Origin of the sequence: Hyphomonas oceanitis SCH89 (genome assembly GCF_000685295.1) — a bacterium.
GTDB classification, from domain to species: Bacteria; Pseudomonadota; Alphaproteobacteria; order Caulobacterales; family Hyphomonadaceae; genus Hyphomonas; species Hyphomonas oceanitis.
Genome location: NZ_ARYL01000009.1, coordinates 90,165 through 115,300, shown reverse-complemented (window position 1 = coordinate 115,300; position 25,136 = coordinate 90,165). Strand labels below are relative to the sequence as shown.

The window sequence follows — 25,136 nt, the reverse complement described above, 5'->3', positions numbered from 1 at the left end:
ACGATTTACACCATCTGATGGGACGCTACCTTAAAAATAGTTCAGCACAGAGAGGAGCAAAGGGGTCCGTTCTGCAGTCTATGGGAACAATACTACTCCGTTGGACTGCGTGTCATGCCTTTGGCGGCGAACGGCAAGGAGGCGATCCGGTCTGGCTACCAGAAGCTCGCAAGGGGATACGGTAGCGGCATCCTGAACGGGTGGGCAGACGAGCCGCGCAATCAGCAATGCAATATTGGTATTCTGCTAGATTTATCGAATCTGGCTGTGGTGGATATAGACACCCGCGACTTCAATCTGATGAGTTGGATCAAGCAGGAGTTGGGTGATACGCGAGCTGTCGTAGAGACGAAAAAAGGTTTTCATCTTTACTACCGAGCGAGCGGACTACAGGGCTTTCATCTACGCTCAAGGCACAACATCGACGTGAAGGCTGGAAGGGGATCGTATGTAGTTGCACCAGGCTCCACTCGTGGTGATTTTGAATACCGACCAGCTGATAACGTGAACCTTGAAGAGTTCCTGTGCCGATTGGCAGACGTGCCTGAGCCGACCGCGCACGAATGGTCGTTCCTCAAAGGTGTCAAAGGCGGCGAGGTGCGGTGGTCCAACACTAATCACGGCACCTCGCCTCCCAAGGTAATTCGCCTGGGTGGAACAATTCAGGAAGGGCGCCGCAACGATACTGTTTGGTATCAGGCGATGAGGCAGGCCCGGCATTGCGCAGTTGAGCATGGGCACACGCAGGAAGGCTTCAACGCACTGCTAGAGCAGGTACAGAGCATCAGCAGCGAGCATTGTCAGGTGGCACAAGATGGTGCTGAGGTGGATAAGATTACGCGCTCGGCATGGAAATACGAGATTGAGGGCAAGAACCTAATCGGCAGTAGCGTTGAGGCGGCGGCGATGGCTCGTCCCAAGCGTGTTCGGGAGCTGCCGAGTGTTGCTTTCGACGAGTTGGACCGGTGCTCTGTGCAGCTGCTGGCATATCTACTATCGAGTTGGAGAGATGGAGAGACATTTCCCGTCAATGCTCCAGGCTTAGCTGATACCGATGCGCTAGGGCTGACGCTGTATGCCGTGAAGAAGGGCAAGAAGGCGCTCAGCCATTACGGTTATATCGAACAGGTGCGAGATTATATACGGCCCATGCCAGGCAAGCCGGGGAGGGCGGCACACTGGCGCTTCACATCAAAGGCAACCGGCGTTCACCCATAGTTCTGGTATCGACCACTAATAACACCCCCCCTGCAAGGGGCAGCGCCTGCAGCTCTATGAATTCTGGTTAGTTTGATAGGTGCTGAGGCAGAGAGGACAGTTGATAGACTAGGGCCGACAGTGATTTTCTATCTTGGCTAAGTCCCTATGATCCTCGTTACTGTCATTCGACTACACAAGAATGTTCCGTTTATGTTCTTCTCTCTGATATATTTAGCGAATGCGAATTCGGAGACACACAAATATTATAAAAGGTACCAATGCTCGGTCCGTTGAGGGGGGACGTATCGAGGGGGGGGCTAACGCTTTCGCGCTGTGTCCTACGAGGTCCGGCCTATGACCCCGGCGACCAAGGCCATTCAGTTCCTGGAAACGCTGAAGATCCCGGAAGGGCCTAAGGCGGGGCAATGTCTAAAGCTCGCACCTTTTCAGAAAAAATTTGTTCGAGGCGCTCTCGATCTCAAGAATAACATTGCAGTCCTTTCCATTGGCAGGGGCAATGCGAAAACGGCACTGTCATCTGGCATTGCTCTAGGATCACTGCTCGGCGAGTGGGATGATCAGCCGCGTCGGGAAATTGTGATTGCTGCCCGTACCCGTGACCAAGCAAGAATCGCTTGGGAATTTGTTGCCAGCTTCGCCCGGTTCCTTCCCGAAGACATTCAGAAGCGCCTTACGTTTCGTCGTTCGCCGCGCCTTGAAATCGAATACGAGGATGAAACAGGCGGCAGTCATTTCCTACGGGCCATTGCTGCTGATGGACGGTCAGCCCTCGGCTCGGCGCCAACACTTGTTCTAATGGACGAGAGGGGACACTGGGCTGCTGACAAGGGAGACGACCTAGAGCACGCGCTTTTGTCCGGTCTTGGTAAGCGGTCCGGCAAAGCTCTAATTATCTCCACTTCTGCTGCCGACGACTCCCACCCTTTCAGCATCTGGTGCGACTCTGAACAGGCAGGCGTTTATGTCCAAGAGCATAGGCCAGCACCCGGATTGCCTGTGGACGATCTGGAAACTCTCAAGATTGCTAACCCTGGCGCCAAACATGGCATCGGCTCTTCAATTGATTGGCTTAAGGCGGAAGCGAAACGGGCTTCTGCGCGCGGCGGCAGCACCCTCAATTCTTTCCGACTATACAACCGAAACGAAAGGGTCAGTGGCGAAACCCGCGACTTGCTTCTCACTCTGGACGAATGGCTCGCCTGTGAGACCGCCAATCTCCCGCCTAGGCAAGGGGAGTGCATAATTGGAATTGACCTTGGCGGATCTGCCTCCATGTCTGCCGTCGCCTTTTACTGGCCCGCGACTGGCCGTCTCGAATCCCTGGGAACATTTCCAACGAGCCCCACACTCGGCGACCGTGGCGCTGCTGACGGCGTGTCAGGCCGCTACCTCGAAATGCAGGAACGCGGCGAACTGAATACGCTTGGCGATAAGACTGTCCCTGTTTCGCCCTGGCTAAGGGAAGTTATAGACCAAGTTGAAGATGAGCGTATTGGCTGCATCATTGCGGATCGCTTCAAGCAGGCAGAATTCGCCGAGGCTCTTGATCAAGCGGGCATACGTGTTCCCATCGTTTGGCGGGGCATGGGCTTTCGAGACGGCGGCGAAGACTGCGAGCGGTTCAGACGAGCTGCATATGATGGCCGTGTAAAATCTCGCCCTTCACTTCTGCTGCGTTCTGCCTTCGCTGATGCTGTCTGTCTCCGAGATCCTGCAAATAATCTGAAGCTGGCCAAGGCGCGTTCGACAGGGCGTATCGATGCTGTTGCTGCCTCCGTCCTAGCGGTCGCTGAAGGTGCACGTCGCATGGGACGCCCTGCCCAAAAAGCGAGGGTTGCGGAATGGGTTTGACGAAAGACTATTTGCGACACTCAGCCAAAGTCACCCGCACCAAACGGTGGAAGGCTCTACGCCAGGAAGCCCTGCGTCGCGATGACTACCAATGTGTTCAGTGCGGCGCCCGTGCGTGCCGTCTTGAGGTGGATCACATCCTACCCGTCCGTGATCGGCCTGACCTCTCTTACGAGCTGAGTAACTGCCAAGTGCTGTGCTCTTCCTGCCATGCTCGGAAGACCCGCCTGGAAATTGGCTTTCCAGATATTTCACCCGAGCGCCGGAAGTGGCGCGATTTCCTTGAGGATACACCCCCATGCTGCAAAGCGTAAAACTACAACGCCGCCAATCCGAGATTCGACAAAAGCTGTCCGAACTTGTTGGCAAAGATGAACCTTCCACAGATGAAGTCCGCGAAATCGAAACCCTCGATACAGAGTTTCGGTCGAACGAAATTCGCTACCGCGCAGCCCTCGTGACTGAGAATGATGAGCGCCGCGAAGCCGGTGAAGAGATTGAGAACCGCTCCGATAAAGAATGGTCTGATCTCGTTGATAAGTTCGAGCTTCGTCAGGTCGCCTTGTATTATGATGAAGGCCGCGCGCTTGATGGCCACACAGCCGAGATTGTTCAAGAGCTTCGCTCAAGTGGTGGCTTCCGTGGAGTCCCTGTTCCTTGGCAAGCACTGGAGCAACGCGCTGGTGAGACTGTTTCGTCTGGCACACCTGACCCTGTGCGGACAGCCCCAATCATTGACCGCCTGTTTCCGCAGAGTGTCGCTGGTCGAATGGGCCTCCAGATGGTCGCAATTGAAAGCGGATCACTGGAATACCCTGTCACTACAAGTTCAGTGTCTGCTGGCTGGCAGGCAACCGAAACGGGCGCAGTCGCAGGCCCTACGGTCTACGCCGTAACTGATCGCCCATTGGCCCCTGATAACACCTTGGGCATCACAATGAAGATCACGCGCAAAGCGCTCAAACAGTCCGGTGCTGGTCTTGAGCAAGCTATTCGCCGCGACATGGCAAGCGCAATCGGAGCATCGCTGGACCAAGCTATTTTCCTTGGCCAAGGCTCTAGTGGTCAGCCGTTGGGTCTCGTTTATGGTGCCTCGACGTACGGCATTAATGAAACATCCGTGGATGCTGCTGCCACATGGGCAGCGTTCCGCGAAGCCATTGTTGCCTTCATGACCAACAACGCAGCTGGTGCTGCTTCCGATGTACGGATTCTTATGCGTCCTGAGTGCTGGTCGGCCCTGGATGACGCCCTGATTAGCGGGACTGCAGTTTCCGAATGGGACCGGCTCGTGAAAAATGTGGGTGCCCAGAATGTCGTTGTTTCAAGCAATGCTCTGGCTGATCCCGCAGGTTCGCCGCTAGGTACAGACGCGGTGCTTATGACTTCTGCTGGTGGTGTCGCGCCTGGTTTTGTAGGCCTTTGGGGTGCGGTGGACGTTATCCGCGATCCATATTCCGACGCGGCCTCAGGTGGCCTTCGACTTACTGCCTTGGCAACCGCTGATGTCACGGTGGCCCGTGCGGCTCAGTCCGAAGTCCTCCAGGGCATTCACAACTAGGATGGCTATGGACCTCCATCTCGGGCCTGCGTTCGAAGGCTTGGAAGTCCGCAGGGGTGGTCGGTCAGGCGTTCGCTTGGCTGGCCGCTTCCCTTACAATCGCCCTGCCGTCCTGTCCGATGGGGGCAAGTCTGGCCGTCCAGTCAAAGAGGAATTTGCTCCCGGCGCGTTCGCTCACACGATTGAAGAGAAGGTGGAAATTCATCTGCTCTATGGCCACTCGTTTGATAAGCCCTTAGCCAGTCTGAAGAATGGCACTCTCAAATTCAGCGACACGGCAGCGTTTCTGGAACTAGAGGCGATCCTAACTCCCGAGATCATGGAAACGAGTTATGCTCAGGATCTTGTAGCCCAGATCGAAAGCGGCCTTGTGACCGGTCTGTCTCCAGGGTTTCGTCTTCCGCCAGAAAGGGCTGTGCCAAGAGACAAGGCTGAGCAATGGCGGGATGAAGGCAGCGACCCTGCGAACGGCATGCACAACGCTCGTATCCGTAGAATCCTAGAAGCCATTCTTGTCGAATTTTCAATAGTCACCCGCCCCGCCTACAAAGAGGCTCAGGTCGAAATGATCCGTGCGCAACAGGATCACGTTGAACGCGATGGCCTCAATCGCACACTAAGGCGGTGGAGGCTCTAATGTTGCTGAATTACAAACGCTATGAAGAAGTGCCCTCAGTTTACCCAAGCGCTCCCGAAGGCCTCTCTACAGAAGCTGCAGCTATCGACGCCTCAGTCATCTGGGCTCGCATCGAGGCATGGATTGCATACCGGTGGAAAGAACGCGATGTTCGGTGGGCTGTTGAGAACGAAGGCTATGGCACCCAGTACTGGGAAGCTGACCTAACTCCTGTCACGTTGACTACGGCTGAGAGATTCACGGGAACCGAATGGATAGAGATCACCCCTGACTCTGCCTCATTCAATGGCTACGCGATATCGTCTGCCGGTCTCTTTCGGTTCAGTGGAACAGCCGGTGAAGATGAAGTTCCTCCCAAACCGGTACTGGAGGCTTACCGCCGATTGGCTGAATACCTTGCTGACGAGAGCGTCGTTCCTGCTGGAGCAAGCCGCGCGTCGGTTCGTGCTGGCTCAGTCTCCCTGAACGTTACCCGAGATCCGAATTGGAAAGGGCACGCGCTCCAGGCATCTGGTGCGGCCGATCTGCTTCGTCCCTACAGGAGGGCTCACGTTGTTTGAGTTCGTAAAGAATATTTTTTCCAGGCGTGAAGTTCGCTCTACTGGCTCGGGCTTTACTGCTGAACTGATGGCCGCACGCGAAAGCTGGATTGCGGGCAACCGTGGTATCGCTGAACTGACCGGTACTGCTCAAGCTTGCATCGGAATGTGGGAGAATGGCCTGGCTCTTGCCGATGTGAGCAGCGCTGACCTGCTGACGCCTAGGGTGCTGGCAATGTCGGGCCGATCGTTAGCCATACGCGGTGAAGCCGTATTCCTGATCAGAGAAGACGGCCTTGTCCCCTGTGCTGACTGGGATCTCTCTACGCGAAATGGGAAGCCGGTTGCCTACCGAGTATCAATATCTGAAGCGGGCGGCGGAACGACTGAGGTTGCTCTTGCTGGTGAGGTTCTGCACTTCCGGACTGGCGTTGACATTGCGGCGCCGTGGGCAGGGCAGGCACCGCTTAAGCGAGCTTCACTATCGGCTGGCATGCTGAACGCCTTGGAGACTTCGTTGTCTGAGGCATACGAGAATATGCCTTTAGGCTCGCAGATCATTTCGTTTCCAGAGTCGGCAAATGATGACCTTGAGAATCTCGGACGTGGTTTCAGGGCTCGCCGTGGCCGCGTTCTACTCCGTGAGAGCGTCTATGTCTCGGCTGCCGGTGGTCCAACACCAACACAGGATTGGAAGCCGCACAGCGTCACGCCTGATATTTCTGGGGCTATGCCAAAGGAAATGCTTGATGCGTCCAGGGCGTCTGTCCTGAGCGTGTTCGGTGTGTTGCCTGCAATGCTCGATAAGACAGCGCAAGGCCCTCTTATCCGCGAAGGTCAACGCCACCTGGCGCAATGGATGCTGCAACCCATAGCCAAGATGATTGCTGAAGAGATGCAGGACAAGCTCGGCGAGAGTTTCTCCATTGACGTAATGCGCCCACTACAAGCGTTCGATACTGGAGGCCGCGCCCGCGCTGCCACGGCAATCGTTCAAGCTATGGCGGCTGCGAAAGAAGGCGGTCTGTCAGACGATCAAATCAAGTTTGCCCTGGACCTTGTGGATTGGGGCGACAAGTGAGCAGGGGGCCGTGTGATCCCCCTGCCCAATGCGTGACGGATGCAATAATCTCCTGCGTCCAACACGCTGGCGAGCGTGCGGTCTTTACAGGTTTCCGCGCGCCCCACGGTACTGTGAGCCCGCATTACTCACGGTGCCCGGCCCCTGTGCAGCTTACTCCGGCTGGCAGGGGCCACCTTTTTATGAGGCAGTCTCCATGACAAGCATTCTTCAGGGCTCATTAGCCAGCAAGATTCATAAGGCATTCCAACGGCAAGGCATTCCCATTGCGGGCACGCTTCGACGTGAGACTGCTGGCGGACAGGATGAATACGGCGATCCGATCTTCACAGTGACCACCTACGACTTTGAGGGATTCGTTGACGACTTCGATGACATGACCAGAGCAGCGGCAGGCATCCCCCAGAGTGACAGGAGAGTGAACATTTTCTCTCCAAGCCTCAGCATCGAACCGAGGATTGACGACAAGGTACTTGTTCCAGGCTTTGGTTGGATGAAGCTACGTGATGTTAGAGTCGATCCTGCCAAAGCTTTATGGCAAGCGCAGGCGTACGCCGTTGATGATCCTTCATAGGAACCTATGCAGCAGGTATACATCCGATGATGACGTGGAGCTGCTGGCCACATCTATTATTCTCATCTTGGAATGCATCACCATTAAATTGCCCGATCTTAAGGGGATGAGACAAGACGTGTTTAATCTCTTCGACAAGTACATTCTCTACTTGCGAATCATCGCCCTCTCGCCAAATAGCCAACTGATCTCCCGCTTTTGGAAGAATATCGAGCTTGAATTGCAGTACCTTTTTGGGCTCTGTAGGTTTGTTTAAATCACGTATCTTTAACAGCACCAGCATAGCGTCCTCCACGACCTAACAATAGGTGAAAGATCCGTCGCACGATTCGCGATAAGAGAATAAATGCCTTTGGTCGAATTCGTGTTGGCGGAATAGATGGCATATGATCGAGAGCCCATCTACACAGACATCCAATTAATACAGCGTATTAAGTGCATATGGCTGGCGGAGAGGAAGGGATTCGAACCCTCGATACGCGTTAACGTATACGCCCTTAGCAGGGGCGCGCCTTCAGCCGCTCGGCCACCTCTCCACACGAACCTAGTCGTCTATTGAAACAGGAGCGGAACCGCAAGTCCTGCCTTGCGTGAAAACGCATACGACCCCTCTCACGCATACCGGACTTTGTTGGTCAGAAGGTCACGGTTGCCACAAGGGAGTCGGAATAGCTGCCTGCCCCAACTGGCTGGGCGGGGGGGATGCGACCATAGACCGGGAAAGCGTCGGTCCTGGGAACGAGAAGGCTGAGGGAATAACCGTTGCTGAGCGTGACGGTACCTCCCGCTCCATTGCCCCAGATGCTAGTTCGGGCCGGAGTAGTGTACAGGTTGTAGGCGAGTGTTGTTCCGCCATTGGCCATAGTGCGAGCCAGCGATGTGCCGCTGCTGCCGCTACTCAGGGAAATTGTGTAGGAAACGGTTATGCTTGCGACGAGCGCCCCGCATGTCACACGCACCTCGCCGGTCGCATCATGGTTGGATGCGCTTAGCGGATCATAGGCGCCGAAAGACAAGTCATCCGCGCTGATCGAGCAGCTGCATCCAATGCCGGTGCAAGTTGCGTCTGCGCGTTCGCAGAAGATGATGACCAGCGCCACGAACAGGCTAAGAGGGATGAAGGCGGGTCTCATACCGGAGCGCCTTGGTTGACCAACTGGCAAGTGATCGTACCGAGGTCCGTGATTGCCATGTTCGTTTGCCCCGCGGGGCCGTGGAGACTTGCCACGCAGGTACCCGTATCTGATTCATGCGTCAGGTGGGTCAATGTGTCAGCGTCTGGAATGAAGACACGTCCGTCACTTCCGACGACATAAGACTTGCCTGTTACCCGATCTTCAAGCCGCGTCCCCGTCTCGAGCGGCCGCCCATCGGGTCGAACGATATGCGCAATCACATCCGCATGATGTGAGATGCCGAACTCCACCCGATGCCCGGTTCGGAATCCCGGCACAAGTGTTACTTCGGTCTTGGAGAAATCAGCTGTGAGAGGCAGGTCTGTTGGCTCGAAGGCAACGACATTTGTCTCATGGTTCCGAATGTCCGAGATGACCAGCCTTCCTCTCTTGTCGGTCACGCCGGCCAGCTGCCTGTCATGATAGACGCGAACGCCAGCCTCGCCGTTTAGTTCGACCAAGGCCATGCTGTCAGTGATAGCCGGGGCCACGACAAGTTCACTGCCGAAATAAGCGAGCCCGCCACGCAGTCCCAGTCGTCCGGCTCGGCGGCCCTCAATGTCGCTTACGTCGGCAGAAGCCTCGCCGACGGCACCACGATAGACCATGCCGCCCGCGAACCGATCGATGCCATCCCTTTCCATCTCAATATTATAGCCCAGCCCACCGCTGCGCGGCGCGCTCCTGCGAAAACGGGCTTCGACGCCTAGGTTGTTGTTGCGGTAATCCAGTCCCGATGCTGCGGTTCCATCGGATCCAAAAGGAACTGAAACGCGCAAGCTCGCCAGGAATGTGTCATCAGGCTCGGTTGCCTTGAGTGCCGATATGGCGATGGAGGCGCGCTTCCATCGGCTGTTGAGGCCAAAGCCTACAGCTGAATAATCCTTACCCGTACGTGCGTCCTGTTTGACCCAGTTGAGCGTGGCGGCCCCGATGGCATCGATATTCCATCCGACAAAGGCGCGCGCTGTTGTGCGGGGCAGGGCGCCGTCTTCGCCGATGCGCTTATAGGCTTCAGAAGCGTAAGTCACGGTCGATCCCAGGGTGAGGGACCGGCTGCGGTATTCGTGGCTTAACTGGAACTGGCTGCCTGTATGCCCGTCGCTACCTGAAAGCGCTGCCGAGGTTTCGATGACGCCGAAGTGTGTGCCTGACTTTGTTGCCGATAGGCCTGCGATATAAACGTCATCGGAGATTTCAGCCCGCGCGCCCATGGTCAACGTATCAGTCAATCCGCGCGCGTAGCCCCCCGCGAGAAAGGGGTCGCTATAATGGTTGGACTGCAGCCCGAAATCCTCTCGCAGCCAGCCAGCTTCAAGCGAATAGTCGGCAAGGCCCGGGCGCAGCAGCTGGGGCGCCGCATAGAATTGCGTCGTGACAATCGTTTCCCGCCCGAGCACATCGGTAACGACGGCCTGCGCTGTGCCCGCGCCAGTGACAACGGGCAAATCCGTAATCGTGAACGGTCCGGGCTTGAGACTGCCCTGAAAACGCTCTGTGGCATTGATCAGAACAGACACTGTTCCCGGCACGGTCGCGTCGCCGGAGAGTGACGGGGTAGGGAAGGTCAGGATGTCGGGGCTGAGGCTGAAGTCGGTGCCCCATCGCACTCCTCCGAAGCGCACCGGGATACCCCATGTTCCGGCATCGCTGACCGTATCGCCCAGTCGCAGACGCCGGGTCGAGCCGGGATCATCTATTGTCCAGTTTGATTCAAGGCGTATGCATTCGTTCGAAGGCTTTGAAATGCAGAACATGTCGTTCAGGCCAGTGCCCCAGGGGGTGAACAGGCCTGTTTCGGCAAAGCCCGCGACTGAATCGCCTGTGTCGCCGAACTGCGAGTATAGATCATAATTGATGAATAGGCCTGGTGTTACCGCCGAATAAGCCGGTTGCGCGCCGCTGTTCAGATCCAGTCTGTTGGACTCATAACACTCGGTGCTGCAGGTAATGTCGAGACGGGTATGGTCTGGCGAGAAGCGTACTTTTGCATCGCCAATGGCGCTGACCGGTACGTAGTCCTGGCCGCGTACTTTTTCAAAGCCAGCCGGAATTTTAAGGCCTGCTTGGCCGAGATAGGCTTTAGGGAGCCAGATAATGCCGTCCCGTTCGACAATCATGAGCGGGTCCGGCGAAACCTGCCCATTGAGGCGTGTTTCGACAATATGGAATGTGTCAGTTGTAGACGACAGGAAGCCTCTCAGACCGAGCGTACGCGAAAGGGAAGCGGCGACCATGCGGCCTCCCTCTCTCGCAGCAGGCGTGTCTGCATACACCAGACTGCCAGCGACGGCGCCCGGTACAATAAGACTAATCGTCAGTCTGGTGCGGAACACTTGCATTGCCCGCTGCGAGGTAAAGCATTTGCGCATTTGAGGCGTATGTCGGCGCTAGTTCAGCCGTAATAAGAGCGTGGGGCACACCCATCAGCGCTTCCGAACATATAGTGGCCTCAGACGCTGGCAGGATGTATTGCTGGACGGGGACCATCTCAGCCGGGCCGTTGTGGCCGCCTATGCCAATAATCTTCTGGTACGCGTTGCCCTCGTTTCGCAGACGGATGCACAAGGCGCCGTCACGCTCGCGCGCATCGGCGAGTCGGAGATTGGTCTGAGGTGCATTTGCGGGAACAATTACAGGCAACAGGAACTCCATGCGGATACGAAGGGCGTTCGCGGCGTTCGGGCTGGCGGGGGTGATATCTCGAACGCGTATCCGATATGTCTCTTCGCCATCGCTATGTGTAGAGGCCGAAGCGAGACCAACGCGGACCAGGGTTTCTTCGCCAGGCGCAAGCGATGTCACCGGAGGCGTGATGATCAGTGTCGGAGCCTTGGATAGTTGGTCATTGCCGTCCCGTTGCCGCCATGAAAACCCGGTCAACTCGTACGTCTTTTCTGTCGCCCCATCATTGGCCAGCTTCAAGGTGGCGATGGGGCGGTCTCGCTCCAGAGTGATCATTGTTGGGGCGATTTCGAGAGCGTTTGCAGACGGGAACAGGGAGGAAACTGCGGCCCCCAAAACGGCGACTTTCATTCGTGTGAACATCGGAATTTCCCTCCGCCTGCTAGTACGTAATCGTTGCGGTCACTGTGTCAGAATAATCACCGGCAGGTTCGCCTTGACCTGCAGGCATGCGTCCATAAACAGTCAGGTCCTGAGAGGCGCCACTCCCGGTGCCGGTCACTTCTGCAGAGCCACCCGTACCATCACCCCAGACTGTGCCATAGCCTGCGTTCGTGTAGAGGTTGTATGAGAGTGTGTTGGAGCCATCCGTCATGAGGCGGGCCGGGATCGTACCACCGCCCGTGGTTCCGGCATTCAGCGCGACGGAATAGCTCGCGCCTGACGTACAGGTAACCGAAATTGTCGATGTAGAATCAAGCGGCGTCGGCGACAGTGCGTCGTAAGTGCCGAAGTCATGATCGGCCGCCGAAATATCGCATGCTGCAATAACTGTTACAGTTACATCGAATGTATCCGTATCGGTCGCGGCATTGGTCATCCCCCATGGCAGCAGGAGCCCGGCAAGTGCAAGGATGGTAGATGGGCGGTAGTGAAAACGTATTCTCTGCATCGCGATTTCCCAAGCTGCATCCCCACAGCTAGGAATGTCTCTCCGGAAGGTAGAATGATGTGTATACCTTACGCGATAGTTAATTCTTGCTCATATCTACACGCTCAAAATGATGTCAGTGAGATCCCTCCTCAAACGTTGAATCTGAAGTGAAGCACATCGCCATCCTGCACGACATATTCCTTGCCTTCCGCACGCATCTTGCCGGCCTCTTTTGCGCCCGCCTCACCGCCATTGGCGACAAAATCGGCATATGCAATAGTTGCGGCGCGGATAAAGCCTTTCTCGAAGTCACCATGGATGACGCCGGCCGCCTTTGGGGCCGTCCAGCCGCGCCGGATGGTCCACGCGCGCGCTTCCTTTGGGCCGACAGTGAAATAGGTCTGCAGGTTGAGCAGGTCATAGCCAGAATGGATCAGGCGCGTGAGACCGGGCTCTTCCAGTCCGAGCGTCTCAAGATATTCGGCGCGGTCGGCATCGTCGAGCAGGGCTAGCTCGCTCTCGATCTGGGCCGAGAACACCACGCAACCTGCGCCTTCTTCCTTGGCGCGCTCCATCACACGTTCGGAATGGGCATTGCCGGTGGCGGCGCTGTCTTCATCGACATTGGCCACGAAGAGGACGGGTTTGGATGTCAGCAGCTGGAGCATGTTCCACGCGCGCGTCTCGTCCTTGGGCACGGCGGCCTTGCGGGCAGGGCGGCCTTCATTGAGTTCAGCCAGGGCGAGGTCGATCAGCGCAACCTGCGCCTTGGCATCCTTGTCACCTGATTTAGCTTTCTTCTCGACCCCGGCCTTGCGCTTGTCGAGGCTTTCGAGGTCAGCCAGCATCAGCTCTGTTTCGACAACTTCAAAGTCTGCAATCGGGTCGACTGTGCCGCGGACGTGCGTGATGTCATCGTTCTCAAAACAGCGTAGCACGTAGATAACCGCGTCGGTTTCGCGAATATTGGCCAGGAACTGGTTGCCGAGACCTTCGCCCTTGGACGCGCCCTCAACAAGGCCAGCGATATCGACGAAGTTCATTCGCGCCGGAATGATCTCCTTGGAGCCGGCAATCCGGGCCAGTTCATTCAGCCGGGGTTCTGGCACAGCGACTTCACCAACGTTCGGCTCGATCGTGCAGAACGGATAGTTGGCGGCCTGTGCGGCGGCCGTCTGCGTAAGCGCGTTGAAGAGCGTCGACTTGCCTACATTGGGCAGGCCCACAATTCCACATTTGAAGCCCATTCCGGCCTCCTTTTTCTGACTGTCTGACGGGGGCCTTAGCGCTATTTCGCAGCGAAAAACAGGCAGTTTTGTCGCCTGAAAGCGGAATTGGGTGGCCAAGGGGGGCAGTATTGCTATGCTCGGCACAAGAGTTGCAGGAATGACCCCATGGCATATGACGTCTTTCTGGTATCCGCGAACGAAGATCGCGACACGGCGAAGCTGATCGCAAGGCGGCTTCGCGCCCTCAAATTCAAAGTCTGGTTCGACCAGAAGCAGGTCGACGAGACTTTTGACGCAAAGGACGCGCGTAATGCGATGAACTCGACGTCCATGCTCGTCCTTTGGTCTGAGAACGCGGTTAAGAGCGACTGGGTAAGGGCTGCCGCCTCGGTCGGACATTCCCGTCCTGGCACGCTTGTTCAGATGGCGCTCGACAAGACCATTCCCTATGAGCCATTCCGGACCAACAAACGCTTCTCGATAGCCAGCATGACGTCTCGCAAGACGCCAGAAGGCTTTTACCAGGCCGTGGACGAGCTTGGCAGCCGAGATGGTCGTACCGACCTGCGTGAATGGATGGGCTACGGCTCCAAGGACGAGGACGAACGCGCCGATTGGCTCGCCGCCCACCCTGAGGACCCTCTGGCGCTTCACGCCAAGGCACAGCGCGAGAAAGAGCTAGGCAAGAAGCCCGCACCTGCGCCTGAGGCTCAAGGCGCTGCCGCGCTCGCTGCGGCATCACTCAAGGGCACCAATGGCAACGGCCATCGTCCGGTCGCCGGGGTCAAGATTGCCGAAGCGGCCCGTCCGACAGCAGCGACCATCCGTCAGGCGGATGCAGACATGGGCATAGGCTGGGGCACGATAGGCGGCATAGTGGTCGCAATCGGGGCAATGCTGGTGCTTGCGTGGGTATTCCGGTCCCAACCTCTGACACCTGAAATGCGGGCATCCATGCCAGCAATCAGCAATGGCACGCCTGTGGCCATGACGTGCCCTGCCGGTCAGGTGCCACGGTCGCTGGTGAACCAGGTGCTCCAGCCGGGCACCATAGTGGATGACACCACCGAATAGCCATTTCTCCAACGCCCAAAAGAAAAGCGCCGCCGGATTTCTCCAGCGGCGCTTTTCTTTTGGGATTGGCGTAAGTGTCTAGCTCAGCGCGCGGTCGATCTCGCGGGCAGCTGCTTCGAACTGGTCAACGCCATTATCCTCGCTGAGAACGCGGCGAGCGGCCGAGATGGCAGCATCAGCTGCAGCGCGGCGAACCTGTTCGGTCGCTTCCGCTTCGGCGCGGTGGATGCGGGCTTCTGCCAGCGCTTCACGACGAACGAGACGGTCGGCAATGTCCTTGCGGGCTTCTGCCATGATCTGTTTCGCGTCAGCCTTGGCCTGGTCGATCATCGCCTCGGCTTCCTTGTCGGCATCCTGCTGGCGACGCTCGGCGAGGGCGAGTGCCTCAGCTGCACGTTCGCGTAGGTTGCGGGCTTCTTCCAGTTCGGCAGAGATGGCGCTGGCGCGATTGTCCAGGCCGCCCAGAATGGTCTTGAAGGCGCCCATGCGAGCAGCGATCAGGAGGAAGACAACAAATGCCAGGAAGGCTGTGAACGTCACCGGATCGGTGAACGCATAGGCCAGTCCGCCAATGAAGCCCTCACCATGACCTTCTTCAGCCGCAAGGGCCGGCAGGGCCGCACTTGCGGCAAGCACGCTCATCGGGATGAGATATTTCATCGTCCGCATGTGACTACTCCAGCGCCGCGGTAACGGCTTTTTTCAGCTCGGATTTCGAAGCCGACACGCCGAAACGGCCAACAATAGTGTCCGCTGTTTCAATGGCGATCTGCTCGACATTCTTCATGGCTTCAACGCGAAGACTTGCGATCCGCTCGTCAGCCGCATCCAGCTTCTTTTCAATTTCGGCGTCAACGCGTGACGTTTCGGCTGCCATTTCGGCATCCATCTTGGCGCGTGCCTTGTCAGCCGTTTCACGGGCCTTGTTCTTGGCCTGCGCAATGCGCAGCTCAAGGGCCTGCTGGGCTTCCGTCGCCTGGTCGTTCAAGCGAGCCGCCTGGTCGAGGTCGGATGCGATCCGGTCAGAGCGCTTTTCAAGCGTATCCGACAGTTTCGGCAGGATGACCCGCGACATGGTGAGATAGAGGATGCCGAACAGAACCGCCAGCCAGAACAGCTGGGACGGCATATGCCACGTTTCGAACGGCGGAAACGGCGGCGGTGTGTCTTCCGCAAGATGTTCGGACCCGTGGGCCGCAGTTTCTGCAAGCAATGCGATCAGCATCAAATTATCCTCGGTTTCATGTCAGTCGTCAGGGCTGGAGACGCAAGTGTCGCCAGCCCGAAGCAGAAAAGCTTCTTAGACGACGAACAGGATCAGGATGGCCACGAGGAACGACAGAATGCCGAGCGCTTCGGAGAGGGCCATACCGATGAAGAGGTTACCGGTCTGCTGTGGGGCAGCGGATGGGTTGCGCATTGCGGCGTCGAGGAACGAGCCGAAGATGTTGCCCACACCGATAGCGGCACCGATCATGCCGAGTGTTGCGAGGCCTGCGCCAACATATTTGAGGCCGAGGGTGATATCGCCTTCCATGGGGATCTCCTTATGGGAATGCTGTTGTTCTACAAAGTGCCGCCCGTGAAGCGTGTTCCGTGTGCGGCGTCAAGCGGTTTGGTGTGACCATGTGGCCGCACCGGCGAAAGGGTAACTAGTGTGCGGGGTGGAACGCGTCGTTGAGGTACACACAGGTCAGAATGGCGAAGACGTAAGCCTGCAGGCCAGCCACGAGAAGCTCAAGCGCGTTGAGCGCAACGCCCATGGCAAAAGCGAACGGTGCGATGATGATGTAGGCGCCACCTGCTGCGATCAGGCCGACAGCAAAACCAGCGAACAGTTTCAGCATGATGTGTCCGGCGAGCATGTTGGCGAACAAACGCAGCGAAAGGGTCAGCGGGCGGGCAAAGAAGGAAATGATCTCGATCGGGATCAGAATGATATAGATTGGCCATGGCGCGCCCGATGGCGCAAACAGTTTCAGGAACTTGAAGCCGTTCTTGTAGAACCCGAAGCCGATAACGATCGAAATCACGAGCAGGGCCAGGGCGCCGGTCACGATGATATGGCTCGTCGTGGTGAAGGCGTAAGGCACCATGCCGATCATGTTCGCGAAGAACAGGAAGAAGAAGAGCGTGAACACGAACGGAAAGAACTTGAGGCCTTCCTCGCCTGCTGCGCCGCGCACCATGTCAGCCACGAAGCCGTAACCGATCTCGGCCAGCGACTGCAGGCGCGAAGGTACAAGCTGGCCTTTCGACGCGGCGACACCAAAGAAGGCGATCGTCAGGATGACGCCGAGCGCCATGAAGCCGGATGCGTTTGTGAACGACAGGTCGATGCCGCCGACATTGAAGTCGAGCCACTTGGTAACCTTGAACTGGTGGATGGGATCCAGCGCAACGCTCGGCATAAACAGGTTCATCCGTCTCAATTCCCGTCTTCGGAGGCCTGCGGCCCCTCTGTCTGTTTCAGCGCCTGAGCATTCAGCTCTTTGTAGGCGTTCAATATTGCCCGAATGCCCGCTGCGAAGCCAAAAGACCCCATGATCAGCAAGCCCCAGGGCTTCGTTCCTGCGAAAACATCGATCCAGTAGCCCATGAAGCCACCAACAAAGATGCTGGCGCCAAATTCCGCGCCATATCGCAGGGCATAGGCCCCAGCCGAATGATTTCCTTCGTCAGCCTTGGTCTGGGCTTGCTTTGTCGCTTCCCGTTCAGCGCGGGCTGCCCTTGCTTTGGCGATTTCCTCACCAAGGCCGTCTGGACCCTCACTGGACATGTTTTTAAGCGCTCCGCAGCCGCGAATCCTTGCTAATCGGGAGACCCCCGGATTTCGGCGCAAACTATGAGGGGGGCTCTGCCAAGTCAACCGCGATTACAGAAACACAATTCCTTGTTTTTATTGCAATTCCTGACTGTGGGTCTGCGCTACTCCGCCGCAACAAGCTGTTCGGCGGCCTCAAGGTCCACAGAAACGAGTTTTGAAACGCCCTGTTCACGCATGGTAACGCCGAAAAGACGGTCCATCCGGCTCATGGTAACGGGGTTGTGGGTGATGACCACGAAGCGCGTATCGGTGCGCTGGCGCATTTCGTTCAGCATGTTGCAGAAACGGTCCACGTTGGCGTCATCAAGCGGCGCGTCCACCTCGTCCAGAACGCAAATCGGTGCAGGCCGTGAAAGGAACACAGCGAAGATCAGGGCAGCCGCTGTCAGGGCCTGTTCGCCGCCTGACATCAGGTTCAGCGTGCCCAGCTTTTTGCCTGGCGGTTGGGCGAAAATTTCCAGACCGGCATTCAACGGGTCTTCGGCGTCGACAAGCCGGAGTTCCGCCTGGCCGCCCCGGAAAAGGGCCGTGAACAGGGCCTTGAAGTGCTCGTTGACGGTCTCAAAAGCTGCCAGCAGACGTTCGCGCCCCTCGGCATTGAGCGCATCGACCCCTTCGCGCAGCTTGGCGATAGCGGCCGTCAGGTCTTCCTTCTCGTGAACCTGGCTGCCGAGGCGGGTTTCGAGTTCCTCGGCCTCTTCCTCGGCATTCATGTTCACGCCGCCAAGCTGGTCGCGCTCGCGACGAAGGTCTTCAACCTTACGCTCTGCATCGCGCGGCGTGAACTCGCCCATCTCGGCTTCGTCGAGGCCTGACTCGGCAATGGCCAGCAGGCCTTCGGGCGTGCGCTGGAACGAGTTGCGGGCGATCTCGACGCTTTCTTCGAGGCGGCCTTCAGCCGTTTCCAGCTTCACGCTCCAGCCGGCCAGAGTCTCGCGCGATTCAGATGCGGCGACGGCAGCCTGACGTGCAGCGGTCTCAGCTTCGCGCGCAGCGGTTTCCTTTTCCGATAGCTGGTCAGCGATGCGTTTGCGCTCGGCTTCAAGCCGCTCGACATCGGCGGCCATGGCCTCGATTTCAATGGCGAGTTCCTCAGGGCGAGACTTGGCGGCGATGGCTTCGGACGCGGCACTGGCGCGCCGCTGAACAAGCCTTTCGACACGCTCACCTGCGGCGATCGCGCGTGTGGTCCAGGTCTCGACATCGCGCTCGAGCCCGGCGCGCCGGTTGGCGGCCTGTTCCCGACCGCGCGTAATGTCGGTGAGTTGGCCGCGCGCCTCGATTTCGGCATCGCGGGCCCTTGTGACGCCCATGCGTGCCTCGGTTAGCCTCTCCTCAAGCGTGGATTCTTCCTCAGCGGAAGACTGTGGCGACATCAGCGACAGGGCTTCCTTGACCACAGCAAGGTCGGCATTGGCGCGTGCAAGGGCTTCACCGGCGGTGTCGCGCTTCATGGCGGCTCGTTCGGAGGCCTGTGAGGCTTCCGTGACCCGTGTGCGGGCCTCGCTGAGGCTACGCTGGGCCGGTGCAATGGTCTGGCGGAGGCCCCGAAGGGCTTCCTCGGCTGCCAGCCGGGCATCGCGGGCTTTGGTTAGCGTTCTGGTGTGGTTTTCAAGTTCGGCCTGAAGGGGGCCGATCTCTTTTTGCGCGGCTTCAAGCCGGGCCTGTTGTTCAAGGCGCGCGGCGGCAGATACAGGCGCATCCGGTGTACGTGTGAAGCCGTCCCAGCGCCACAAATGCCCCTCGCGCGAAACCAGGCGCTGGCCCGGTTTCAATTCGGCCATCAGGCGAGCGCCATCTTCTGCAGCTGCAACGCCGCACTGTGAAAGGCGGGCCGCCAGCTCGGAAGGCGCTTCGACGAATTCGCTCAGCGCGGTTGCGCCATCGGGCAGGGATTGCGTTGCAGCGGCGGCGCCGCTCCAGAACATGGCCGCGGAACGGTCCGTCGGCGCCTCGATATCGTCCCCAAGCGCGGCAGCAACGGCCTTTTCATAGCCATCACGGGTACGGATACGGTCGATAACGGGCGGCGCGCTGGGGCCATCGGGCTTGCGCAGGAGTTTTTGCAGGCCGGCAATCTCGGCTTCGAGTGCGCGCACATCCTTGTCGGCTGCGTCGCGCGGAGGCTGGGCATCCGCTTCAGCCGCGCGTGTCTCGGTTAGCCTTGCTTCGGCGGCTTCGACCGCGGTCTCGGCATCCTGCAATGCTTGCTCTGATTGCGCTTCGGCGTCCTTGGCATCCTTAAGCTTGCGCACGAGCGACACAGCGTCTTCCAGGCTAGCCATCTCGGTGGTCAGCCGATTTATATCGGACGTGATCTGGTCGCGACGACGCGTCTGGGCGCCGACATTCTCTTCCGACGCCTTGCGGCGTGCGCGTACTTCAGAAAGCGCTGCCTGCGCGTTGTCAGCGGCTTCTTCGGCGGCTGACAGCTGGCTTCTGGCGGCTTCCAGACGGGCGCGAATCTCGGCCTCGATCTCGTCATTGCGCGCTTCGTCCATGACGGGCAGCGCGGAAAGTTCGTTGCGGGCGTTCTGGGTTGCGGCTTCGGCTTCAGCTTTTGCTGCCTGTTCACGCTCAAGGTCTTCAATGAGGCGCGCGGCTTCTGCCTCCAGCCGTGCGTGGGCGTCAGCGGCGACCTTGCGCTCTGTTTCCAGTCGGGCGAGCGCGATACGAGCCTGGCCGAGCTTGGCCGATGCGACGCTTTCCGCTTCACGTAGGGGGCCGAGGCCTTCGCTGGCTTCGATACGCTCACGCTCGCAAATCGCGTCCCGGCGCGTCAGGTCTTCGACGGCACGGCGCGATTCTTCCAGTTTTTCACGGGCAATATCGCAGGCGAGCTTGGCTTCGCTCCAGCGCAAATGCGCAACAAGCGCGTCGAGCGCATGGATTTCATCCGACAGGCGCTTGTACTTACGGGCCTTGCCGGCCTGACGCTTGAGACTGGCCAGCTGGCGCTCCACCTCGGCAGACACTTCCGTCAGGCGTTCAAGGTTCGATTCGGCGCCATTGAGCTTCAGTTCGGCTTCATGGCGGCGTGTGTTGAGGCCAGCGATACCGGCCGCCTCTTCAAGAATCCGGCGGCGGTTCTGGGGCTTTGAGCCGATCAGTTCTGAAATCTGGCCCTGGCGCACGAGGGCAGGGGAGTTGGCGCCCGTCGAAGCATCCGCGAACAGGAGCTGGATGTCCTTGCCGCGCACTGTCCGGCCGTTGAGCTTGTAGGATGTGCCCGCGCCGCGGCGCAGCTTGCGCACAATTTCCAGCGTGTCGGAGGAATTGAACTCGGGAGGAGCCGTGCGTTTGGAATTGTCGAGCACGAGCGTGACTTCGGCCGTCTCGCGCGCGGGCCTGCCTTGCGCGCCGGAGAAGATGAGGTCGTCCATCTCGCCGCCACGCATGGCTTTTGCCGAGCTGGCGCCCATGGCCCAGCGAAGGGCCTCAAGCAGGTTGGACTTGCCACAGCCGTTCGGGCCCACAATGCCCGTAAGGCCCGGTTCCACGGGCACGGTTTGCGGGTCGACGAACGACTTGAAGCCGGCGATGCGAAGTTCGGTTATCTGCATGCCGGCCTCATATCTCTATTGTCCTGCCGTGTCGCCAGCGAGCAAGGAATCAAGCTTCGCTGAAAAGCCTTCGACTGTACGAATGTCGCCATCGAAGCGGGACATTTGACCGTCAAAAATGAATGTCGGGGTGCTGTCGACGCCGTCCTTTTGAGCTTCATCATAGGTCGCCTTGAGGCGGTTCCGAATGGCCTCATCCGACATGCAAGCATCGAAAGCGGCTTCATCGGCAATCCCGTGGCGTTCGCCAATGGCAACCAGCGCCGCTTTCAGCACGCCATTGCGGGCTGCGTCGGTGATACCGGACTGGTGTTCGAACATATCGTCGAGCACATCGAAGAACTTGCCGTCACCCGCACAGAGCGCCATCGCATAGGCGGGCACGTCGATGTCGTGCACAGGATATTCGCGGAATACCATGCGCACCTTGCCTGTGGAGATATACTTCTCGGTGATCTCCGGCAGGACAGAGTCATGGAAATACTTGCAAGCCGGGCATGTCGGCGAGGCGTATTCGATAAATGTCACTGGCGCATCAGCCGAGCCGATAGCGTGTCCGATTGCGGCCGGGTCGCTTCCCGATTTCTTGGGGCTCGTCGGGCTGTTGTCGCTGCCACTACAGGCAACAAGAGCCAGCGCCGAAACGGCGGCCAAAGCGGTTCGTCTGGAGATGCGTTCCATCATCATAACCTTCGCGTTAAGAATTGAGTCGGGCTGGTTGCCAAATCGTTAATGCTGTGTGCCGGGTCGCCTATTGGGGCAGCTTGGCCAGTTCACCGTTCAGATAGGCCTCGAATGCTTCGCCGGAGCGAGCATCCTGGTCGGCTGGTTTGACCTGACCATTGACCACGAACGTTGGCGTGGCGTGAACGCCAAAGATATCGCCGGTCATGATCGTGTCGGCAATGCGCTGGCGGATCGCGCGGTTCGTGGTGCACGCATCAAAGGCCTTCTCGTCAGTGATGCCATGACGCGCGGCGATATCGAGGAGTATTTGCTTGATCGTCCCGGACTTGGAAGCATCGAAGATATCCTGCTGATGCTCAAACAGATCGTCCAGTACGTCAAAGAACTTGTCCTCGCCGGCACAGTTGGCGATCGCATAGGCGGCGACGTCGATATCGTTCAGCGGGTATTCGCGGTAGATGAACTTCACTTTGCCGGTTGCGATGAATTTCTCGTCAACCGTGGGCATGACATCGTCATGGAAATGCTTGCAGTGTGAGCAGGTCGGCGACGCGTACTCGATGACAGTCAGCGGCGCGTCGGCCGCGCCCTTGACGTGACCCAGCACGGCGGGCGCTGCAGGGGCTTCGGCTGGAGCCGGCTTTGCGTCGTCGCCCGTAGCACTGCCGCAAGCGGCGATGAGGAAAGCGAGAGCCGTGACAAGAGCGGATGGACGAGCAATCAGAGACATTCAAACGGGCCTTCGGGACAGGAGGTCTACGTGGCCGGACGTGGGTCCGGGGTGGAAGTATCAGAGTCGTCTGCGGTTAGCACAGCTGCGCCCAGCGCAACAATCGCCGCGCGCAGGCTGGAATCCTGAATGCCGGCGGTCCGTGCCTCAAGTGCCTGGCGCTCTGCCGCTGTAAGGGGGCGTTTCTTGCGGCGCGGCGCGACTGGGTCACTGGTCGTAAGGGCGCCCTGCACGATCTTGATGGCAACAATGTCGCCACCAGCCGAAACGGACACGCGCTGGCGGATCGTTTCGGCTTGGTGCTGCACCAGCGGCGCAGCCTGCGGAATGACGCGCAGTGTCAGCACGCGACCGTCCTTGCCGCCGGTAATCTTTTCCGGTCGACAGAATGGATAGAGTTTTTCGCCGACGATTTCCCGCCAGCGGCGCTGCAGGATCTGCACGGCTGGCAGTTTCTTCGCGCCCGATTTGCGCGTCAGGCGCTCGGCAGCGAGGCCGATCTGCGATATGCCGGGGTGGACCTTGCGGGCGCGCAGATAGCGCAGCCGGACGCGTGCGCGCGCCTCTTCGATGGGGTCCAGGGTTGATCTTGTTACCATTCCCCAAGACAAGCACGCCTTGGTGGCGAGGAAAAGGCACACATGCCCGGCAAGAGGTCTTTCAAGGAACTGCCTTCACGGCTTCTGGCCTGGTACGACCAGCATGCCCGCGATTTGCCCTGGCGTGTCGCGCCAGCTGAGCGAGCGCTTGGAAAACGCCCTGATCCTTACAGGATCTGGCTATCCGAGATCATGCTGCAGCAAACGACCATCCCGCACGGCACGCCGTATTTCCACGCATTCACGCAGCGCTGGCCCACGGTGGAAGCGCTCGCAAATTCTCGTGATGAGGAGGTCATGACCGCCTGGGCGGGGCTCGGATACTATGCGCGGGCACGCAACCTGTTGAAATGTGCGCGTGAAGTTGTGGCCCTAGGCGGCTTTCCTGAGACCGAAAAGGCACTCGTGAAATTGCCGGGCATAGGCCCCTATACAGCCGGGGCCATCGCTGCGATTGCGTTTGACCGGCAGGCGGCGGCTGTCGATGGAAATGTGGACCGCGTGTTCGCGCGTCTGCTGGCGCTGAAAGGCGACTGGGCCGAAGCGAAGAAGGTGATTGCGGCTGAGGTGCGTGCGCTCGTACCTGAAAAGCGACCGGGGGAATTCGCCGAAGCGCTGATGGACCTTGGCGCGACTGTCTGCACGCCGACGCGCCCGAACTGTCTCATCTGCCCGCTGGCGACTATGTGCGCGGCGCGGGCCGAGGGCGAGCCGGACACCTATCCCCGCAAGCCCGCAAAGGCGGCGACAAAGGTACGTTTCGGCGTGGCGTATGTCCTGCTGGAAGGGGGCGAGGTCATGCTCGTGCGGCGCCCTGACAAAGGCCTGCTGGGGGGCATGCTTGCGTTGCCATGCACTGACTGGCCCAAGACGGGCATGCCTGAAGAGGCGCCGCCAGTAGGGGCGGGCTGGGAAATAATCGGCGAGGTGCGCCATGTGTTCACGCACTTTGCCCTGATCCTGACGGTCAAACGGGCCCGTCTTAAAGCAAAACGCCCGGACGGTGTGTGGACACCCATCCGGGACGTTGAAGGCTTGCCGAGCGTGTTCGCGAAAGCCTTACGGCTCGCGGTGCCCGAGGCCTAGTTGAGGCCCATTTCGTCGCGATAACGGCGGCGCAGCAGGTCGATCGGGGCGAGGTTCCGCTTCGGGTCTTCGAAGTGCCAATAGGTCCAGCCATTACAGGCGGGTGCCTGCTGGACATGCGCGCCAAGGCGGTGGATCGAGCCGGAGACGGCGCCGGTTGTCAGCGAGCCATCGACGCGGATGCGCGCCTGGAAGCGGCGTTGCGGCGAGAAGAGGCGGTCGCCCGGTTTCAGCCAGCCATTGTCGATCAGGGCGCCGAACGGAACGCGTGGAAGGGACTTCTTGCTGCGCTCTGTCTCAAGGATTTCGCCCTCAATCGGCGTGATGGCCGCGATGCGGGCGCGCGACAGGCGGACATAGTCAGGGTCACGCTCGATGCCGATGAAGTCGCGGCCGAGGCGCTTGGCGACGGCGGCCGTCGTGCCTGTGCCAGAGAAAGGATCAAGCACAACATCACCCGGATGGGTCGTGGCGAGCAGGATGCGTGAGAGCAGACTTTCCGGCTTTTGCGTTGGATGCGCCTTCTTGCCGGCCTCATCCTTCAGGCGCTCGCCGCCCGTGCAGAGCGGGATGACCCAGTCCGACCGCATCTGCTTGTCTTCATTGAAGACTTTCAGCGCGTCATAGTTGAACGTGACGCGCGAGGCTTCGGACTTGCCCGCCCATATCAGCGTTTCGTGGGCGTTCTGGAAACGCGTGCCCTTGAAGTTCGGCATCGGGTTGGATTTCAGCCAGATGACGTCGTTCTGGATCCAGAAGCCTTGGTCCTGCAGCACGGTGCCGACGCGGAAGATGTTGTGATATGAGCCGATCACCCAGATCGCGCCATCATCCTTCAGGACGCGGCGGCACTCTTCCATCCACTCATGCGTGAACAGGTCATAAGCATCGAAGCTGTCGAACTTGTCCCAGGCATCGTCCACACCATCGACGACCGACTGGTCGGGGCGGGTCAGGCCACCGCCGAGTTGGAGGTTGTAGGGTGGATCGGCAAAGACCAGATCGACTGAGCGGTCCGGCAGGCGGCGAAGAATGTCGATGCAGTCGCCCTGCAGGATCGTGTTGCGCTTCAATTCCATTTGGCCAGCCCCGTATTGTCTACATGTGTTTCGTGGAGACGAATCACTGAAGGACGCCGGTTTC

At 58.8% G+C, this 25,136-nt stretch carries 26 protein-coding genes and 1 tRNA gene; 10 read left to right on the top strand and 17 right to left on the bottom strand.

From position 1 onward, the window contains the following. Positions 1 to 36 precede the first annotated feature (36 nt). From HOC_RS07825 to HOC_RS07790, 8 genes are all read left to right on the top strand, one after another. Positions 37 to 1,218: a bifunctional DNA primase/polymerase gene (locus HOC_RS07825; protein WP_084146208.1), complete on the top strand. Its 1,182-nt coding sequence runs from the start codon at positions 37 to 39 to the stop codon at positions 1,216 to 1,218. Between the two features lie 336 nt (positions 1,219 to 1,554). Next, entirely contained in the window at positions 1,555 to 3,072 is a 1,518-nt protein-coding gene (locus HOC_RS07820; RefSeq protein ID WP_199285877.1) for a terminase large subunit domain-containing protein, read from the top strand. Next, a complete protein-coding gene (locus tag HOC_RS22940) occupies positions 3,063 to 3,386 on the top strand; it encodes an HNH endonuclease (RefSeq protein ID WP_035537247.1) in 324 nt (107 codons plus the stop codon). The genes HOC_RS07820 and HOC_RS22940 overlap by 10 nt, the downstream gene beginning before the upstream one ends. Next, positions 3,371 to 4,633 carry a phage major capsid protein gene (locus HOC_RS07810; RefSeq protein WP_035537246.1) on the top strand — a complete coding sequence of 421 codons (1,263 nt, stop codon included), beginning with the start codon at positions 3,371 to 3,373 and terminating at the stop codon, positions 4,631 to 4,633. The genes HOC_RS22940 and HOC_RS07810 overlap by 16 nt, the downstream gene beginning before the upstream one ends. A gap of 76 nt (positions 4,634 to 4,709) precedes the next feature. Continuing rightward, positions 4,710 to 5,270, top strand: a complete 561-nt coding sequence (locus tag HOC_RS07805) for an HK97 family phage prohead protease (RefSeq protein ID WP_162174817.1) — start codon at positions 4,710 to 4,712, stop codon at positions 5,268 to 5,270. Continuing rightward, positions 5,270 to 5,830 carry a hypothetical protein gene (locus tag HOC_RS07800; protein ID WP_035537244.1) on the top strand — a complete coding sequence of 187 codons (561 nt, stop codon included), beginning with the start codon at positions 5,270 to 5,272 and terminating at the stop codon, positions 5,828 to 5,830. Before HOC_RS07805 ends, HOC_RS07800 begins: the two co-directional genes overlap by 1 nt. Further along, positions 5,823 to 6,890, top strand: a complete 1,068-nt coding sequence (locus tag HOC_RS07795) for a phage portal protein (protein ID WP_035537243.1) — start codon at positions 5,823 to 5,825, stop codon at positions 6,888 to 6,890. The genes HOC_RS07800 and HOC_RS07795 overlap by 8 nt, the downstream gene beginning before the upstream one ends. 196 nt (positions 6,891 to 7,086) lie before the next feature. Then, positions 7,087 to 7,464: a hypothetical protein gene (locus tag HOC_RS07790; protein WP_035537241.1), complete on the top strand. Its 378-nt coding sequence runs from the start codon at positions 7,087 to 7,089 to the stop codon at positions 7,462 to 7,464. A gap of 4 nt (positions 7,465 to 7,468) precedes the next feature. Here HOC_RS07790 and HOC_RS22115 read toward each other — a convergent pair whose 3' ends face one another. The 7 genes from HOC_RS22115 to ychF all read right to left on the bottom strand — a co-directional run bounded on the left by HOC_RS22115 (position 7,469) and on the right by ychF (position 13,445). Then, positions 7,469 to 7,747, bottom strand: a complete 279-nt coding sequence (locus HOC_RS22115) for a hypothetical protein (protein WP_156950418.1) — start codon at positions 7,745 to 7,747, stop codon at positions 7,469 to 7,471. 163 nt (positions 7,748 to 7,910) lie between these two features. Next, positions 7,911 to 8,000 (bottom strand) — tRNA-Ser (locus tag HOC_RS07780). Between the two features lie 99 nt (positions 8,001 to 8,099). Further along, positions 8,100 to 8,597 carry a Csu type fimbrial protein gene (locus tag HOC_RS07775; protein WP_035537237.1) on the bottom strand — a complete coding sequence of 166 codons (498 nt, stop codon included), beginning with the start codon at positions 8,595 to 8,597 and terminating at the stop codon, positions 8,100 to 8,102. Continuing rightward, positions 8,594 to 10,876, bottom strand: coding sequence for a fimbria/pilus outer membrane usher protein (locus tag HOC_RS07770; protein ID WP_035537235.1), 2,283 nt, complete (start codon positions 10,874 to 10,876; stop codon positions 8,594 to 8,596). Before HOC_RS07770 ends, HOC_RS07775 begins: the two co-directional genes overlap by 4 nt. A gap of 73 nt (positions 10,877 to 10,949) precedes the next feature. Then, a complete protein-coding gene (locus tag HOC_RS07765; protein WP_035537234.1) occupies positions 10,950 to 11,687 on the bottom strand; it encodes a fimbrial biogenesis chaperone in 738 nt (245 codons plus the stop codon). A 19-nt stretch (positions 11,688 to 11,706) separates the two neighbouring features. Beyond that, positions 11,707 to 12,216: a Csu type fimbrial protein gene (locus tag HOC_RS07760; RefSeq protein ID WP_035537232.1), complete on the bottom strand. Its 510-nt coding sequence runs from the start codon at positions 12,214 to 12,216 to the stop codon at positions 11,707 to 11,709. 131 nt (positions 12,217 to 12,347) lie between these two features. Then, positions 12,348 to 13,445 (bottom strand): redox-regulated ATPase YchF, encoded by a 1,098-nt coding sequence (ychF, locus tag HOC_RS07755; protein WP_035537230.1) that lies wholly within the window; start codon positions 13,443 to 13,445, stop codon positions 12,348 to 12,350. Positions 13,446 to 13,592: 147 nt separating this feature from the next. Here ychF and HOC_RS07750 point away from each other — a divergent pair, with 147 nt between their 5' ends. Then, positions 13,593 to 14,501: a toll/interleukin-1 receptor domain-containing protein gene (locus tag HOC_RS07750; RefSeq protein ID WP_035537229.1), complete on the top strand. Its 909-nt coding sequence runs from the start codon at positions 13,593 to 13,595 to the stop codon at positions 14,499 to 14,501. A gap of 78 nt (positions 14,502 to 14,579) precedes the next feature. On the opposite strand, the gene HOC_RS07745 is transcribed toward HOC_RS07750, so the two are convergent. The 9 genes from HOC_RS07745 to HOC_RS07705 all read right to left on the bottom strand — a co-directional run bounded on the left by HOC_RS07745 (position 14,580) and on the right by HOC_RS07705 (position 22,907). Then, entirely contained in the window at positions 14,580 to 15,170 is a 591-nt protein-coding gene (locus HOC_RS07745) for a F0F1 ATP synthase subunit B family protein (RefSeq protein WP_084146205.1), read from the bottom strand. Between the two features lie 4 nt (positions 15,171 to 15,174). After that, entirely contained in the window at positions 15,175 to 15,726 is a 552-nt protein-coding gene (locus HOC_RS07740; RefSeq protein ID WP_035537227.1) for a F0F1 ATP synthase subunit B family protein, read from the bottom strand. A gap of 75 nt (positions 15,727 to 15,801) precedes the next feature. Continuing rightward, a complete protein-coding gene (locus tag HOC_RS07735) occupies positions 15,802 to 16,038 on the bottom strand; it encodes a F0F1 ATP synthase subunit C (protein ID WP_034737903.1) in 237 nt (78 codons plus the stop codon). Positions 16,039 to 16,153: 115 nt separating this feature from the next. Then, positions 16,154 to 16,912, bottom strand: coding sequence for a F0F1 ATP synthase subunit A (locus tag HOC_RS07730; RefSeq protein WP_034737980.1), 759 nt, complete (start codon positions 16,910 to 16,912; stop codon positions 16,154 to 16,156). A gap of 17 nt (positions 16,913 to 16,929) precedes the next feature. Then, positions 16,930 to 17,280 (bottom strand): AtpZ/AtpI family protein, encoded by a 351-nt coding sequence (locus HOC_RS07725; RefSeq protein ID WP_051624638.1) that lies wholly within the window; start codon positions 17,278 to 17,280, stop codon positions 16,930 to 16,932. A 149-nt stretch (positions 17,281 to 17,429) separates the two neighbouring features. Further along, complete coding sequence (gene smc, locus HOC_RS07720; protein WP_035537226.1) at positions 17,430 to 20,891, bottom strand: chromosome segregation protein SMC; 3,462 nt, start codon at positions 20,889 to 20,891, stop codon at positions 17,430 to 17,432. A gap of 15 nt (positions 20,892 to 20,906) precedes the next feature. After that, the gene (locus tag HOC_RS07715; protein ID WP_051624637.1) at positions 20,907 to 21,578 is read right to left on the bottom strand and encodes a DsbA family protein; all 672 of its coding nucleotides are present in this window, start codon (positions 21,576 to 21,578) and stop codon (positions 20,907 to 20,909) included. A gap of 64 nt (positions 21,579 to 21,642) precedes the next feature. Then, positions 21,643 to 22,308, bottom strand: coding sequence for a DsbA family protein (locus tag HOC_RS07710; protein ID WP_051624636.1), 666 nt, complete (start codon positions 22,306 to 22,308; stop codon positions 21,643 to 21,645). A 26-nt stretch (positions 22,309 to 22,334) separates the two neighbouring features. Next, positions 22,335 to 22,907, bottom strand: coding sequence for a DUF721 domain-containing protein (locus HOC_RS07705; protein WP_051624635.1), 573 nt, complete (start codon positions 22,905 to 22,907; stop codon positions 22,335 to 22,337). A 42-nt stretch (positions 22,908 to 22,949) separates the two neighbouring features. Between HOC_RS07705 and mutY the strand changes: the two genes are divergently transcribed. Continuing rightward, entirely contained in the window at positions 22,950 to 23,993 is a 1,044-nt protein-coding gene (mutY, locus tag HOC_RS07700; protein WP_035537225.1) for an A/G-specific adenine glycosylase, read from the top strand. On the opposite strand, the gene HOC_RS07695 is transcribed toward mutY, so the two are convergent. Next, a complete protein-coding gene (locus HOC_RS07695) occupies positions 23,990 to 25,072 on the bottom strand; it encodes a site-specific DNA-methyltransferase (protein ID WP_034737892.1) in 1,083 nt (360 codons plus the stop codon). The genes mutY and HOC_RS07695 overlap by 4 nt on opposite strands. Positions 25,073 to 25,136: the final 64 nt, after the last annotated feature.